This is a genomic window from Sphingobium aromaticiconvertens, assembly GCF_037154075.1.
GTDB lineage: Bacteria > Pseudomonadota > Alphaproteobacteria > Sphingomonadales > Sphingomonadaceae > Sphingobium > Sphingobium aromaticiconvertens.
On record NZ_JBANRJ010000001.1, the window covers coordinates 329,701 to 344,976 of the forward strand.

A 15,276-nucleotide genomic window follows, 5' to 3' on the forward strand; every position below is an offset into this window, starting at 1 on the left:
TTGCCTGAAACACAATCTAGACCTATGCTCTCTTTTGGAAAGCAGGCACCTTTTTGTGCCATACATACCATCAGGAAAGAAATGGCGATTTCAACGGAAACATGGGCCGAAAAATATGCAGCCTTTCCCCCTCCACCGCCGGAAACCGACCCGCGCGTCGATGCGCTGGTCAACGACCTGATCGGCCGGATCGCTGACAAATGGACCATGTTGATTCTGGAGGTGCTGGAGGAAAACGGCCCCGCCCGCTTTTCGGCCATAGGCAAAGCGGTAGACGGCATCAGCCAGAAGATGCTGACCCAGACCCTGCGCCACATGGAGCGCGACGGCCTGGTCACCCGCACCGTCTTCCCGGTCGTTCCTCCGCGCGTCGACTATGCCCTGACACCGATGGGCAATACACTGAGCGCCGCCTTTTGTGGTGTATGGATCTGGGCGGAAAAGCATCTGGGCGAAGTCGATGCCGCACGGCAGGCATTTGATGATAGGGCGGACTATCAGCCGACCGATGCAGCGTTGAAAACCGCCAGTTGATCGTCGAAAGCCCGTTGATAGGCAGGCCGTGCTTCACCACGGGCTATATAGGCCGGAAGATTCGGATATTCCTCCAACAGGCCCGATCCGTTCAAACTGCGCAGCACCGTCACCATCAACAGATCAGCGGCGCTGAACGCCCCGTCGAGCCACTCGGCATCGCCAAGGTGACTGGACAATGCGTTCAGCAGGCCACGGATTCGATCCTTGAGGAGCGCCAGGCGCTCCTCATACCAGACCTTGTCGCGTTCTACGAATATGGCGATTGAGCGATCGAAAATCGGCGGTTCCATCGTGTTGAGCGCGGCAAACATCCATGTGATCGCGCGCGCCCGGGCATTGGCATCGTCAGGCAGCAGGCCCGCATGGCGCCCGGCGATATGGAACACGATGGCTCCCGACTCGAACAAGGCGAGATCGCCTTCTTCATAGGTGGGAATCTGCCCGAAAGGATGCAACGCCCGATGCGCGGGCTCCTTCATCTCAGCAAATGAAAGAAGTCGAACGTCGTAAGGCTGGCCTACTTCTTCGAGCGCCCAGCGAACACGCATGTCGCGCGCCAGTCCTTGGCCGCGATCGGGAGATCGTTCAAAGGCGGTGATGGTGATGGTCATCGCTAGGCTCCGATGATTGCACGATACCCCCGCCAAATAGCCGTTTGACACCGGGAAGTCGAACAAGCGCTTTCCAGAGAGGAAGCGACGCGCCGCCATCTCCGCCATGGAGACGGCGGCGCACCGTAAGCCTACCGCCCTTCCAGCTTGAAATAGACGGTCAGTATCTTGGTCCCAGTCACTGGCACGCCGTCCCGGGTCGCCGGGCGGAAGCGCCAGGCTTTGCGCGCGTGCCGCTCGGTTGCGATCCAGAAGGCGTCATTGCTGGCGGACAGCCGCTCGATGTCCGTGATGCGCCCGTCCGCACCGATGGTCACGCGCACTGTCACCTTCCCCTCTTCGTTCAGGCGGATCATCGCGCCGGGATAATCGGGCTGGAAGGCGCGAAGGGCGCGCGCATCGATCTGCGCTTCCACAAGCACGGGGGCGGGGATCGGCGGCAACTCTGGTTGCGGGATTATCCCCGTGCCGCCGTCACCGGGCAGCGGTGTGAGCGGAATGTCGGGCACGCGCAAGGTGTCGTCGGTGGGAACATTGACGAGGGTGTCGGGCGTGGTCGTTTGCTCGATCCGGGCTTTGCTGTCCGCCTTGGGCGGCGTATCCGGCACGATTTCAGGGGGCGGTAGATCGATGGGAATATTGGTCCCCGTGAGACTGGCGGGCATATAGGTCTCATAGACCGTGCGCGGAACCAGCAGGAACACGCCAACCGCCAGCGCGTGCACGGCAATCGCGCCGCCAAGGCCGAAAGGCGACCCCTTACCCCCGCCATAGCGCGATCCCGAATCATCGACCGCGTCGGCAACCCGTCCGCGCCCAAAGCCTATGGTCGAGCCATGCCCACTCGCCAGCATCGCGCGGCCGTGCCGCCATCCGGTCATCACCTTATCGCCTTTGGTCATGCTCCATCTCCTTATGCTTCCGCCTATCTGCGCAGAAACTATGATAATGGTATAACATAACATTGCGAACGCAAGTGAAATCATCGACCGCCCAAAATGCTAAAAGGAGACGTCGATCACATGGATAAGGACGCCCACCAGTCCGCCCACAAGCGTCCCATTGATGCGAATATATTGCAGGTCGCGGCCGACGGCATTTTCCAATCGGCTCGTCACCGTTCCAGCATCCCAGCCGCGCACCGTCTCGCTCACCAGCGTCACGATCGCGTCGCCATAGCTCGCCGTCGCCCCCACCGCCGTCCGCCGGACGAAACGGTTGATAAGCGCACGCAACCGCGCATCGGATTGCAGCGTCCCGCCCAGTTGGCGCAGTGCCTCACCCAGCCGCCCGGCCATCGCCGCGCCAGGGTCCCGCGCGGCCCGCAGCAACCCGGCCCGGCCCTGTTCCCACAAGCCGTCGATCCAGCGCTGCATGGCGGGGTTGTCGACAATCTCGTCCCGGACCTTCGCTACCTTCGCTTGCATCACGATGTCGAACTGTAAGTCGGAGGCCAGTTTTTGCATCCCCTCCTCCGCCTTCAGGCGAAGGCTGTGGCCGGGGTCATCCGCCATATCGGCCAGCATCTTGCGCAACCCGTCAATGATCGCATTGGCCAGATTTTCGTCCAGCCCCGTCCAGCGCATGATCTTGCCCGCCCGGTCATGCACTATTTGCCGGATCAGATGGTCATTGGCCTCCAGCGTCTTGTCGGCCCAGTGGATGATGCCGTCCATCACCGGCCCATGCCGCCCGTCGCGCATCGCCGCCTCGATCGCCTGGCCGATCAGCGGGGCGAGGTTGATGGCGCGCAGCCGCTGGGCGATCGCGCCCTTTACCATCCCACCAAGCCGTTCCTGATCCAGCGCCTCCATCATGTCGGCAACCAGGCGCGATGCGCCCTGCCGCAACCGCCCGTCACTGGCCGATGGGCTGGCAAGGAAGCGCCCGGCCGCCGCCGCCACGTCCAGCCCGCCCATCCGCCGCGCGACGACGGCAGGCGTCAGGAAATTGTCGCGCAGGAAAATTGCCAGCGTGTCGCCGATCCGGTCCTTGTTGCGCGGGATGATCGCGGTATGCGGGATCGGCAGGCCCAGCGGATGGCGAAACAGCGCGGTGACGGCAAACCAGTCGGCGAGGCCACCGACCATCGCCGCTTCGGCAAAGGCCTGAATGAAACCAACCACCGGATGCACCGGGCCGATCATGCGTGCAGCGATGAACAGGAGCGCCATCGCCAGCAACATCGCCGTGGCGACCATCCGCATCCGCCGCGCGGGGTGAGCCAAAGTCAGGGACGATGGAAGGGCCGATGACAGGGGCAGCCCAATCGGCCGAAGGTCGCGCAGCAGCTTCATGGTCCCTAAACGGTTACGCGCCCGTTTCGTTCAGGGGAAGCCCCCCATCGATGCGGATTTTACTCCGCTGGCTGCACTTCACCCGGATGAGCGGCATCATCCCCCTTTTTGTAGGTGAGCAGGCGATCGCCCAGCCGTGGTCCGACCCAGCTTTCAATCGCGATCGCCAGACTGAAGGTCGCAGGCACGATCACCAGCGTCAGCACCGTCGACAGCAACAGGCCGCCGATCACGGTGATGCCCATGGGCGCGCGCCATGCTCCGTCACCCGACAGCGACAATGCCGTGGGCACCATGCCCGCGACCATCGCCACCGTGGTCATGACGATCGGTTGCGCGCGCTTGTGCCCGGCGTCCACGATCGCCTCGAACTTGGGCACGCCCTTCTCCATCTCCTCCAGCGCGAAGTCGATGACCAGAATGGAGTTTTTGGCTACGATCCCCAACAGCATGAGCAGCCCGATGAACACCGGCATCGACAGCGGCTGTCCGGTAAGGTGCAGCGCAATCGCGCCCCCCAGCGGCGCCAGCAACAGCGATCCCAGATTTACGAAGGGCGGCATGATCCGCTTGTACAACAGCACCAGCACCGCCAGCACCAACAGGATGCCCGATATGACGGCGACGACGAAGTTGCCGAGCATCTCCGCCTGCCATTTGGCGTCCCCGGCATTGATCTTCTGCACGTCCGCAATGCGGCCTTCATTCAGGGCCTTCATCAGCGGCAAGGCATTGATCTTCTGCATGGCCTGGCTGGTGACGATGCCCGGCGCCAGATCCGCACCCACGACGATACGGCGGATCTGGTTATAGCGCCGGATCTGCGTTGGTCCCGCGCCAAAACCAATATCGGCAACCACCTTCAGGGGCACGGAACCACCGTTGACCGTTGGCACGGGCATATTCTCGATCGTGGCGATATCCTTGCGGCTATCCTCGGCGATGGCGACACGGATCGGAATCTGGCGATCGGACAGCGAGAATTTGGCGCTGTTCTGGTCGATCTCCCCGATCGTCGCGATGCGGATCGTCTGGCTCAGCGCCGACGTAGTCACGCCCATGCTGGCGGCCAGATCCATGCGCGGCTTGATGATGATCTCCGGCCGTTGCATGTCGCCCGCAACCCGCGGTGCGCGCAATTCCTTGATTCCGGTCATCTGCGCGACCAGTTGATTGGCGACCGACTCCAGCTTTACCGGGTCATCAGACCCGAACATCATGATGATGTCGCGGCCAAAGCCGCCACCCGACTGCGACTGAAAATTGACCCGCGCGTCGGCCACGGTCTGGAACTTGGGCGCAACCTTGCGCTCCCAATCCACCGACGACATCGGCCGATCCTTTTTGAGCGTCAGGAAAATGTCGGCACTGCTCGTCTCGATATCGGCAAAGGCGGCGTCAACGACATCGGTGTCGGCAGCCAGCATGTCCGCCACCTTGCGAGTGATGGCCGTGGTTTGCGCCAACGTGCTGCCCGGCACCGTCTCGATCTTCACCTGGCTGAAATCGGTGTTGGTGATCGGCTGGAAGGTCATCGGCAGCGTGGCAAAGGCGATGATCGTGGCGATGAAGGCCAGGAAACCGAAGCCGACCGTCCACATACGATGGTCCAGGAAGATCGCGGTGAAGCGGTGCCAGCCGCCTCTGGCGCGATGGGCAATCGCCCGCCGCTCGTCCAGCGACCAGCGCAACACGCTCATATAACGGTCCATCAACCAGCCTTCGCCATGACTTTCCTCGCCATGGGCCTTGAGGAAATAGGCAGCGATCATCGGCGTGATCAGGCGCGCGACGGCAAGGCTCATCAGCACGGAAACGACCACGGTCATGCCGAACTGGATGAAGAATTGCCCCGAAATACCGGGCATCAACGCTACGGGCAGGAACACCGCGACGATCGCCATGGTGGTGGCCAACACGGCCAGGCCGATTTCATCCGCCGCGTCGATCGACGCCTGATAGGCGCTTTTGCCCATCCGCATATGACGCACGATATTCTCGATCTCCACGATCGCATCATCGACCAGCACGCCCGCGACAAGACTCAGCGCCAGCAGCGAGATGCCGTTCAGCGTAAAGCCCATCATATCCATGAACCAGAAGGACGGGATCGCCGACAGCGGAATCGCAAGCGCGGAAATCATCGTCGCGCGCCAGTCGCGCAGGAACAGGAAGACGATGACCACCGCCAGCACGGCGCCCTCGATCATCGCGGCCATTGCCGAATGATATTGCTCCTTGGTATAATCGACGCTGGTGTAAAGTTGCTTGAAGCGAACCTTTGGATTTTCCTTCTGCAACTTGTCGAGGACCTTCATCGACTCGTCATAGACGGTGACGTCCGACGACCCCTTGGCCTTCTCCATGCTGAAGCTAGTCACCTGTCGACCGTTCATCAGCGCGATCGAGCGTTGTTCGGCATACATGTCACGCACCGTGGCAAGGTCGGCCAGTTTTGCGACACGCCCGCCGGAAATCGCGATCTGCGTCTGGCCCAGGTCACGCGCATTACGGGCATTGCCCAGCACGCGGATCGACTGTTCGGCGCCAGCGATCTCGGTGCGGCCGCCCGCCGCATTCAGGTTCACCTGTTGCAGTTGCTGATTAACCTGCGCCGCGGTGATGCCATGCGACTGGAGCTTTGCAGGATCCAGGATGACGCGGATTTCGCGGCTGACACCGCCACCCCGCTTGACCGCAGCCATGCCGCTGATCGACAGCAGCCGCTTGGCGACCGTGTTATCGACATACCAGGACAGCTCCTCCAGCGTCATGTCGGTCGCTTCGGCGCTGAAATAGGCGATCGGCCCACCGTCGATATCCTCGCGCATGACCTGCGGTTCCAATATCCCTTCCGGCAGGTCGCTGCGGATCTGGTCGACTGCATTCTTGACGTCGCTGACCGCCCGGTCGATCGGGGTACCGATCTGGAACTGGACAAATGTGCGCGACTGGCCTTCCAGCGCGATGGACGTGATTTCGTCCACCCCGCTGATCGCCCGCACGGCGGCTTCGACCCGCTGCGTGACCTGGGTTTCCAGTTCGGTGGGCGCGGCGCCGGGCTGGCTGACAATGACGTTGACCAGCGGAAAGCTGATGTCGGGATTGTTATTGACGTCCATCCGGGAGAAGCTGATCAGCCCCGCCAGCACCAGCGCCGCGAAAATCACCAACGGCGTCACCGGGTTACGGATGGCCCATGCGGACATGTTGCGGAAACTCATGATCGGCTTTCCTTCGCCGGACGCACCGCGCCCTCTTCAAACATGGCGACGCATCTTATGCGCCTTGATCGTGTTCGACGACGCCCATCGGTCCGACGGGCGCCGTCCACCTTCATGTCGCCTTCAACAATTCCGGTTTCACCTTCTGTCCTGGGGTCAGGAAGGCGCCGGCGGAGGTCACGATCTTTTCGCTGCCCGTAATACCGCTCGTCACCGCGACACCCGCATCAGACACCTGGCCGACGGTCACATCGCGACGCTGCACCATGTTCTTGGCATCAACGATATAGACGAAACTGCCCTTGGGATCGCTTTGCACGGCCGATTCGGGCAACAGCGGAGCCGTACCCGACCCGCTGATCATCGACGCAGAGGCAAAGCCGCCGGGCCGGAGCGCAGGATTATAAGGGATGGCGATCCGGGCGATGCCCTGCCGGTTCTGTGGATCGATCACCGGCGACACCTGCCAGACCTGTCCGGCGAAGCTGTCCTTGCCGCCAACCGGCGTCACCATGGCGCGATTGCCGACGCGCAGCGTTTGAAGATCGCCCTCGCTCACCTGCGCGCGCATCTCCATCTCACCGCCCTTGGCCATGCGGAACAGAACGCCGCTGCCCGATCCGACAATCTGGCCCGGTTCAACCGTGCGGGTCAGGACCAGGCCTGCGGCGGGCGCGCGAATATCCAGACGGCCAGTGCGGGCGCGCTGCTCGCCCAACTGGGCGATGGCGACATTGACACGCGCGGCGGCGGCGTCACGGGTCGCGGTCCGCTGGTCGATATCGGCCTGGCTGATGAAGCCGCGGCCCACCAGCGACTTGGCGCGGTCGAGCTGTGCCTGCGCCAGCTTGGCATCGGCACGCGCCACCTCTACCTGCGCAGCGAGCGAGCGAACCTGTTCGGACTGGACAGACCGTTCGAGGACGGCCAGCACCTGCCCCTCCGTGACCCAATCGCCCGGCTGAACGAGTACGCGCGTCACCTGCCCGCCCTCACCGACCACACCGACGGGCATGTCAATCCGCGCGCCGAGCGATCCGGTCGTGGTCACGGTGCGATCGACGGTGGAGCGGCCGGGCGTGACAACCGTCACTACGGGCACTTGCACTCCGACTTCGACTGGCGCAGCCGCGCCCTGGCCACGTATCGCAACCCAGGAAGCGATCGCCACCAATGCCAATATGACAACGGCCGCGATGATGATGCGCCGACGCTTGATCGCGCGCGCATCATCCGCGTCCATCCCGCCGAGCGCATCGCTGGCGAAGTGCGTTTCGTAGTTCATCCCGATCCGATCTGTTCCGACGGGCATCCCGCCCCCTTTGTCGCGCTGTATTATCCGAATAGATCACCATGCTCAAGCCGGAAAATTAGCCCCTCTCAGCCGAACGGTTGCCCTGTGTCATCCATGCGCGCGATTCACGCCCCCCTTGCCAAACACCCCCTTTCGTGGCGCTATCGTAACATTCGAAAGACGTGAGGGGTGAGGGATGGAGATATTGGGCTGGATCGTGATCGGACTGCTGGCCGGTTCGATTGCAAAGCTGATCATGCCGGGCCGTGATCCGGGCGGCTGCGTCATCACCATGTTGCTGGGAATCGCGGGCGCGCTGCTGGCAGGCTATGTCGGCCGTCTGGCGGGATTGTATCGCGCGGACGAACAGGCAGGCTTCATCACCGCAACCCTGGGGGCGGTGGCGATATTGGTCGGCTATCGGTTCTTCATAAAAAAATAGCGATGGGAAAAGCCCCGCCGGTCCTGAAACCAACGAGGCTTTCCAGTCATATATTGCCGCATCGTGCGGGGGAAGGTCCAGTCAGGCGATTAGCGCACCGACCCGCGACGTACCAGATTGACGATTGCGAGCAGGATGATCGCACCAGCCAGCGAAACCAGGAAGCTGTAGAGCGTCAGGCCAGCATTATTGATCGAACCGCCGCTGAAAATCAGGCCGCCGATGAAGGCGCCAACGATGCCGACGACGATATTCAGCAGGATGCCCTGCTGCGCGTCCGTCCGCATGACCATGCTGGCAAGCCAGCCGATGACACCACCCACGATCAACCAAAGAATGATACCCATGACATAATCTCCTTGCCAACGCCCCCTGTCTGCGGGCTTCTGAAAGGTTCAACGGCGAACGAGGCTTCCCGTTCCCGCGCCCCCGCGATAATTCCGGCTGGGCAACCATTTGTGTAACGCAATGGCAACAAAAAAGCCGCCCGGTTGAAACCGGGCGGCCATTATCGTCACGCCTGGGAAGCGGTTATGCCTGGGAGACTGGACGCGCGATCAGAATTTCTGCTGCCGCTCGTAAAGCGACTTATAATATTGAATACGAGTGACACGCAGCCCGTGCATCCCCGATCGGTCGACCGCGCGCTGCCAGCTGGCGAACTCCTCCAGCGTCAGGGAATAGCGGGCGCACGCCTCATCGACGGTCAGCAGGCCGCCATTGACGGCCGCGACCACCTCCGCCTTGCGCCGCACGACCCAGCGGGTCGTATTGGAGGGCGGCAGGCTATCCAGCGTCAGCGGTTCTCCCAGTGGGCCGACGACCTGGGCAGGCCGGATTTTCTGGTTCTCGATCATTATCACCTCAAAAAGCGGCACTGGCATTGCCGAATTCAATTACGAAACCTGTTTGCGCTTTCAGCCCTGAAGAACGGCTAAAGCGCCACGGTAAACGTGACCTTCATCTTCTTTGCCCCACCCTTAAACGGCTCGCGACCAGCGGATTAAAGCTGCCCTCAAGCCCGTCGGCTTCGATCATCCCATGGTCACGTGGCGCGAAAATATCGGCCAGCGACTGAACCCAATCGTCCTTTTCGTCCGCCTCCTGCCCCCGCAGGATATCGGCCATGGCTTGCGCGGTCGGACTGGCCGCCTGCAGCGCCGCCGGGGCGGTCAGCAGGAACGGCCAGACCGCGACGCGCATGCGTTCTACCGGTGTGGCATCGGCAGGCGTCAGCTTGCCGTTACGAAGAAAACTCAAGTCCATGAACGCGTTGTACGCGCTAAAGCATAAGGGTCCGTAAACCCGGCGGTCAGATGCTGTTAGGAGCGATGAAGCAGCGGTTAATTGCGCTGGAACCTGTGGCCCGGCGCGCCTATATGGCCCCCATGCAGCCAGAATTTCAGCTTGTCGCGCCCTTGAGCGCCCGGCGGATCGTCGTCGCCATGTCGGGCGGTGTCGATTCCAGCGTCGTCGCGGCACTCGCCGCGCGTACCGGCGCGGAAGTGATCGGCGTGACGCTCCAGCTCTACGATCATGGCGCGGCGGTGGGCCGCACCGGCAGTTGCTGCGCGGGTCAGGATATTCGCGACGCGCGCGCGGTCGCCGACCGCATCGGCATCGCCCATTATGTCTTTGATTATGAAAGCCGTTTCCGCGATTCGGTGATCGCCGATTTCGCGGACGAATATATGGCCGGGCGCACCCCCATCCCCTGCGTGAAGTGCAATATGGGGGTGAAATTCACCGATCTGTTCTCGATCGCGCGCGATCTGGGCGCCGATTGCCTCGCCACCGGCCATTATGTTCGCCGGGTGGAGGGCGCGAACGGCGCGGAATTGCACCGCGCCGCCGACCCCGCCCGCGACCAAAGCTATTTCCTGTTCGCCACCACGCAGGAACAGCTCGATTATCTGCGCTTCCCGCTGGGCGCGATGCCCAAACCGCAGGTCCGCGAAATCGCGGCGGAACTGGGCCTTGCCGTCGCGCTCAAGCCCGACAGCCAGGATATCTGTTTCGTGCCCGATGGCGATTATGCCAAGATCGTCCGCACATTACGGCCCGACGCCGATACCGGCGGCGAATTCGTCCATATCGACGGGCGCGTGCTGGGGCAGCATCGCGGCCTCATCCATTACACCGTGGGTCAGCGCAAGGGCCTCGACATTGGCGGCCAGCCCGACCCGCTCTATGTCGTGCGGATCGAAGCAGACGAGCGCCGCGTGGTCGTTGGCCCGCGCGCGGCGCTGGCCGTTGCGGGCGCGCGCCTGTCCGGCATCAACTGGCTGGGCGGCGATTTTTCCGGCGCCCTTACGGCCAAGGTTCGTTCCATGGCCAAGCCCGTCCCCGCCCGACTGGAGGAGGACCGGCTGATCTTCGACGCACCCGAATATGGCGTATCGCCGGGTCAGGCAGCCGTGCTTTACGCTGGCGAACAGGTGCTGGGCGGCGGCTGGATCGAAGAAACACAGGCGGCGATCACGCAAGCCGCCTGAAGCGTCATTCCACAGGGTCGAGCAGACAACCCCAGCCCGGCTTGAACCGCGCGCTCCGCGATGCGAGCAGGGGAACACTGGCGGTCACGGCCCGCTCCTGCGGCACATCCGCCAGATGCACAACGCCCATCCCCGGCTCCTTGTCCGCCGCGCAGCTTTTCATGTCGCGCGCCTCGACATAGCGACAGGAACAGCCGATCCGCGCACCATAGGCTGCACCGACCGCCGCATGCGCCCGCAGCGCGCTCCAGTTCCAGACGAGCAGGCCCAGCAGCACAAAGCCAAACGCACCAGCCCCATAAATCCATTTGCGCCGACGCGACATGCTCAACTTTTCCGATCCCCATGCTATGGCCGTGGTTCTTAAAGGATGGGACATGAAGACGATTCACTGGGCGAGCGCAAGCCTTGGCCTCCTCGCGCTGGCGCTGGCCGGCGGTGGACTAGCGACTGCAACCGATCCCGCCCCGCTCTATAGTGTCGCGGCCGACGCGGCGCCGGGCGAAACCGCGCTGCGCAGCGCGATCGACGCGATCTTCGATGGTGAGTCCGACATGGGCAAAACGCGCGCTTTACTGGTGATGCAAGGCGGACGGATCGTGGCGGAACGCTATGCGCCGGGCTTTGGCCCCGACACCAAATTACTCTCCTGGTCGATGGCGAAGAGCGTGACCGCCGTATTGGTCGGCCTGATGGTATCGGACGGACGGCTGGCACTCGATTCGCCAGTGCCCATGCCCGCCTGGAGCCAGCCGGGCGATCCGCGCGGCAGGATCACCCTGCGCCAGCTTCTCACCATGTCCTCTGGCCTTGGCCATGTAGAAGAGGCCGATCCGGTGGCGAGCGCTGACACGACACGGATGCTGTTCACCGACGGCGCGCAGGATATGGCTCGTTTCGCCGAAGGAAAGCCGCTCGCGCACACGCCCGGCGCGACCTATTCCTACAGCAGCGGGACGACCATGATCCTGTCGGACCTGATGACCCGCCAACTCACCAACAGCGAAAATCCCGCCGTGCGTCAGCGGGCGATGCAGCAGTTCATCGACGGACGGCTGAAGATTCCGGCGAAACTCCCCAGCCTGACTCCCGAATATGATGCCGCAGGTACGATGATCGGCGGATCGATCCTGCACATGACCGCGCGCGACTATGGCCGGTTCGGCGAATTGCTCCGCAATCATGGGCGCGTCGGCGGACATCAGATGGTGGCGGAAAACTGGATCGACTTCATGACCCGCCCGTCAAAGCGCAATTCGGCCTATGGCGGCCACCTCTGGCTCAACCGCCAGAGCAATGAAAGTGCGCTGATGCCGGGGCAAGCGCCGGCAAGCCTGTTCGGCTGCGTCGGCCATAACGGCCAATATATCCTCGTCTCGCCCAGCCAGCGGCTGACGATCGTGCGGATCGGCATGTCCCCGCGCAAGGAAGAGCGCGTCGCGCTCAGGGCAAGTCTTGCCAAGCTGATCGGGCTGTTTCCGGCCTAAAGAAAGAACCGCCCCTCGATCACCGTCCGGCACGCCCCGCTCAATATCGCCCGGTCGCCTTGAAGCGAACATTCGAGCCGCCCGCCCCGCGCCGACGCCTGCACCGCACTCAACCGATCGCGCCCCAGCCGCGCTGCCCAGAAGGGGGTCAGGAGGCCATGGGCCGATCCCGTCACCGGGTCCTCATCCACCCCGCCGCCGGGTACGAATACCCGGCTCACCATGTCGCTGTCCTCGCCGGGCGCGGTAGCGATGAACATGATGTCCCCCGCCTTGCGGAGCGCCGCGAAGTCCGGGGTTAGCGCGCGGACCGCCGCTGCATCGGCATAGGTGAAGATCGTATAGCCACCGTCCCGCCAGAAGGATTCCTGCACCTCTCCGCCCATCGCCGCCGCCAGATCGGGCATGGCGCGCGGCGTCACATTCCAGGCCGGGAGCGACAGCGCATAGCGTTCTCCCGTCCGCTCGACGGTCAGCACCCCGGCATGGCGCGTGCGAAAGCGGATGGCATCTCCCTGAATCAGCACATGCCCGCTCGCCAGCGTCGCATGGCCGCACAGCTTCACTTCGACCGTGGGCGTGAACCAGCGCAGCGCAAAATCCGCCTCCGCATCATCGGGTGTCACCACGGCGAAGGCGGTTTCGGACAGGTTGTTCTCCGCCGCTATCGCTTGCAGCACATCATCCGCCAGCCATGTGTCGAGCGGCATGACGGCAGCGGGATTGCCGGTGAAGGGCGCATCGGCAAAGGCATCGACCTGAAAAAAGGGCAGGCTGGTCATGGGTAGTCCTCGCTTGGCTCTGCCCATCTTATGCAACCTCTCGTTGAACGATGGCAGGGCCGACCTCACCCCAATGGCTTTGAAGCGGCTATCCCAGCATAACCAGCGATGCGCAGACGGCCAGCCCCACCACCAGATTGAGCGGCACGCCGATCCGCACGAAATCGGCGAAGCGATAATCCCCGGCGGCATGGACCAGCGCGTTGGTCTGATAGCCGATCGGCGTCGCGAAACAGGCCGATGCGCCGATCATCAGCGCGATCACCAGCGGGCGCGGATCCACCCCCAATTGCTGAGCCAGCGCAATAGTGATCGGCGTCAACAGCGCCGCCACCGCATTATTGCTCAGCAATTCCGACAGGATCAGCGCAAAGAAATAGATGATGAAAACCAGCGACCATTCCGGCGCGACCTTCAGCAGCGGCGTGATCCATCCGACCATCAGCGCGACGCTGCCCGCCTGTTCCAGCGCTATCCCCACGGCCAGCATGGCAAAAATGAGGATCAGCACATTGCCGTCGATCGCTGCCCACGCCTCTTCCCCGTCGATACAGCGCGCGGCCAGGATAACGCCGATGGCGATGATCGCGGCCAGGCCGATGCTGATAATATTGAGCGCGGAGAACAGCACCACCGCTACCATAGAAAGGATCGCGATCCACGCCTTGTTCCGGCGAAAGGCGCGGGTGCGGCTGATGTCGACACCCATCAGGTTGGGATTGTCGCGCAATGATCGTATCGCGTCATCACTGCCTGCAATCAGCAGCCGATCAGCCCCGCGCACCCGCGTCTCGGACAGGTCCGGTCCCGGCAAATGGCGCGATCGGTTGATGCCGATAATCCGTACCCGCAACGCATGCAGGAAGGGAATGTCGGCAAGGCGCTCGCCGATCGAAGGATGGCTGGGCGCGACCATCGCCTCAATCACCGTCCCCTCGCTCGCGGGGGCCGCGGAGTCGGCGGCGATCCCCATCTCGAACCTGCCCGATTCGCGCAGCGTCATGATTGCGGTACCGTCGGCGCGGACGATCAGCCGATCACCGCCCCGCAGTTCTTCTGCATCCAGATCGCCGCGCTGAATCTGCCCGCCACGCTTCAACGCCAGCAGCGCCACCGAACGGCCAAAGACGCCCAGCGACCCGATCTCGCGCCCGATAAGGTCACTATCCTGCCGCACCACCAGTTCGGTGAGATAATCCTGTGCGTTGCCGCCATCCTCCGCGCTGATCGCGGGCGGGTCGGACGGCAGAAGAAAGGAGAGGCCGACCAATGTTGCCAGCCCGGCGATGACCCCTGCCAGGCCATAAGGCGTGATGTCGAAGATGCCGAACGGCGTCATGCCCTGTTCGCGGGCGATCCCCGCCACGATCAGGTTGGTGGATGTGCCGATCAGGGTCAGGCACCCACCCAGCACGGCGACGATGCTGACCGGCATCATCAGCTTCTTGACCGGCACACCCGTTACCTGCGCCAGCTTGAAGATGATCGGGATCATCACCACGACGACCGGCGTATTGTTCAGGAAAGCCGACGCGATCGTGCCGCCCAGCATGACCTCTGCAATGGCAAGGCGCGGATGTTTTTCAGCGCGCGCCATGATGATGTCGGCGACGCGGTTGATCGTTCCGGTGCGGATCAGCGCGCCCGTCAGCACGAACATCGCTCCGATGGTCAGCGGCGCGCTGTTTGAAAAGACCGAGAAAAGCCCCTCTTCGTCGATCAGCCCTAGCGCGGCATAGGCGCACGCGCCCAGCACCGCGACGACCGTTGCGGGATAGCGCTCCCGCACGAATTCCACGAACATGATGAGAAGGACAAAAAGGCCGATTTCCGCGCGATAGGCGCCCAGCAGCGCGGCAACAGCCTGCATTCCCTTAATCCCCCGATCGCGATGTCGCGTCTCTTGAACGGTCATAACGAAAAGGGCCAGTCATGTTTCCATGACTGGCCCAGATCGCGGCTTCAGGGGACATTTTGACCGTCACTTGCCCGGATAGGGTGTGACGCTCCCCATTGCATTCGCATTGCCGCTGACCGAAATACTCTACGCCCCGCCGGATGGCCCGTCGAGTCCGTAGCGCTTCCGGTCGCCGCATTGTTCCGGGGG

15 protein-coding genes are annotated in these 15,276 nt (G+C 63.0%); 4 read left to right on the plus strand and 11 right to left on the minus strand.

From position 1 onward, the window contains the following. The first annotated feature begins 81 nt into the window (after positions 1-81). Positions 82-534 (plus strand): winged helix-turn-helix transcriptional regulator, encoded by a 453-nt coding sequence (locus WFR25_RS01730; RefSeq protein WP_336967929.1) that lies wholly within the window; start codon positions 82-84, stop codon positions 532-534. Here the strand turns inward: WFR25_RS01730 and WFR25_RS01735 are convergent. From WFR25_RS01735 to WFR25_RS01755, 5 genes are all read right to left on the minus strand, one after another. Then, positions 498-1,148 carry a glutathione S-transferase family protein gene (locus WFR25_RS01735; RefSeq protein WP_336967931.1) on the minus strand — a complete coding sequence of 217 codons (651 nt, stop codon included), beginning with the start codon at positions 1,146-1,148 and terminating at the stop codon, positions 498-500. The genes WFR25_RS01730 and WFR25_RS01735 overlap by 37 nt on opposite strands. Positions 1,149-1,279: 131 nt before the next feature. Beyond that, entirely contained in the window at positions 1,280-2,050 is a 771-nt protein-coding gene (locus WFR25_RS01740; protein ID WP_336967932.1) for an energy transducer TonB, read from the minus strand. Between the two features lie 99 nt (positions 2,051-2,149). Beyond that, positions 2,150-3,445, minus strand: coding sequence for a DUF445 domain-containing protein (locus WFR25_RS01745; protein ID WP_419723131.1), 1,296 nt, complete (start codon positions 3,443-3,445; stop codon positions 2,150-2,152). A gap of 59 nt (positions 3,446-3,504) precedes the next feature. Next, positions 3,505-6,669: an efflux RND transporter permease subunit gene (locus WFR25_RS01750; RefSeq protein ID WP_336967934.1), complete on the minus strand. Its 3,165-nt coding sequence runs from the start codon at positions 6,667-6,669 to the stop codon at positions 3,505-3,507. A gap of 112 nt (positions 6,670-6,781) precedes the next feature. Then, positions 6,782-7,954 carry an efflux RND transporter periplasmic adaptor subunit gene (locus WFR25_RS01755; protein WP_336974597.1) on the minus strand — a complete coding sequence of 391 codons (1,173 nt, stop codon included), beginning with the start codon at positions 7,952-7,954 and terminating at the stop codon, positions 6,782-6,784. A gap of 205 nt (positions 7,955-8,159) precedes the next feature. Between WFR25_RS01755 and WFR25_RS01760 the strand changes: the two genes are divergently transcribed. Further along, on the plus strand, positions 8,160-8,405 hold the full coding sequence (locus tag WFR25_RS01760) for a GlsB/YeaQ/YmgE family stress response membrane protein (RefSeq protein WP_336967936.1): 246 nt from the start codon (positions 8,160-8,162) through the stop codon (positions 8,403-8,405). An 89-nt stretch (positions 8,406-8,494) separates the two neighbouring features. On the opposite strand, the gene WFR25_RS01765 is transcribed toward WFR25_RS01760, so the two are convergent. The 3 genes from WFR25_RS01765 to WFR25_RS01775 all read right to left on the minus strand — a co-directional run bounded on the left by WFR25_RS01765 (position 8,495) and on the right by WFR25_RS01775 (position 9,671). Continuing rightward, positions 8,495-8,752, minus strand: a complete 258-nt coding sequence (locus tag WFR25_RS01765) for a GlsB/YeaQ/YmgE family stress response membrane protein (protein ID WP_336967937.1) — start codon at positions 8,750-8,752, stop codon at positions 8,495-8,497. A gap of 210 nt (positions 8,753-8,962) precedes the next feature. Beyond that, positions 8,963-9,262: a CtrA inhibitor SciP gene (gene sciP, locus WFR25_RS01770; RefSeq protein WP_336967938.1), complete on the minus strand. Its 300-nt coding sequence runs from the start codon at positions 9,260-9,262 to the stop codon at positions 8,963-8,965. 103 nt (positions 9,263-9,365) lie between these two features. Then, positions 9,366-9,671 carry a hypothetical protein gene (locus tag WFR25_RS01775; protein WP_336967940.1) on the minus strand — a complete coding sequence of 102 codons (306 nt, stop codon included), beginning with the start codon at positions 9,669-9,671 and terminating at the stop codon, positions 9,366-9,368. A gap of 122 nt (positions 9,672-9,793) precedes the next feature. On the opposite strand from WFR25_RS01775, the gene mnmA reads away from it, so the two are divergent. Beyond that, positions 9,794-10,900 carry a tRNA 2-thiouridine(34) synthase MnmA gene (gene mnmA, locus WFR25_RS01780; RefSeq protein WP_336974599.1) on the plus strand — a complete coding sequence of 369 codons (1,107 nt, stop codon included), beginning with the start codon at positions 9,794-9,796 and terminating at the stop codon, positions 10,898-10,900. Between the two features lie 4 nt (positions 10,901-10,904). Here mnmA and WFR25_RS01785 read toward each other — a convergent pair whose 3' ends face one another. Further along, on the minus strand, positions 10,905-11,225 hold the full coding sequence (locus WFR25_RS01785; protein WP_336967942.1) for a hypothetical protein: 321 nt from the start codon (positions 11,223-11,225) through the stop codon (positions 10,905-10,907). Positions 11,226-11,277: 52 nt separating this feature from the next. Between WFR25_RS01785 and WFR25_RS01790 the strand changes: the two genes are divergently transcribed. Next, positions 11,278-12,387 carry a serine hydrolase domain-containing protein gene (locus WFR25_RS01790; protein ID WP_336967944.1) on the plus strand — a complete coding sequence of 370 codons (1,110 nt, stop codon included), beginning with the start codon at positions 11,278-11,280 and terminating at the stop codon, positions 12,385-12,387. On the opposite strand, the gene WFR25_RS01795 is transcribed toward WFR25_RS01790, so the two are convergent. Then, the gene (locus WFR25_RS01795; RefSeq protein WP_336967945.1) at positions 12,384-13,169 is read right to left on the minus strand and encodes a PhzF family phenazine biosynthesis protein; all 786 of its coding nucleotides are present in this window, start codon (positions 13,167-13,169) and stop codon (positions 12,384-12,386) included. The two genes, WFR25_RS01790 and WFR25_RS01795, sit on opposite strands and share 4 nt — an antisense overlap. Positions 13,170-13,257: 88 nt before the next feature. Next, entirely contained in the window at positions 13,258-15,039 is a 1,782-nt protein-coding gene (locus WFR25_RS01800; protein ID WP_336967947.1) for an SLC13 family permease, read from the minus strand. Positions 15,040-15,276: the final 237 nt, after the last annotated feature.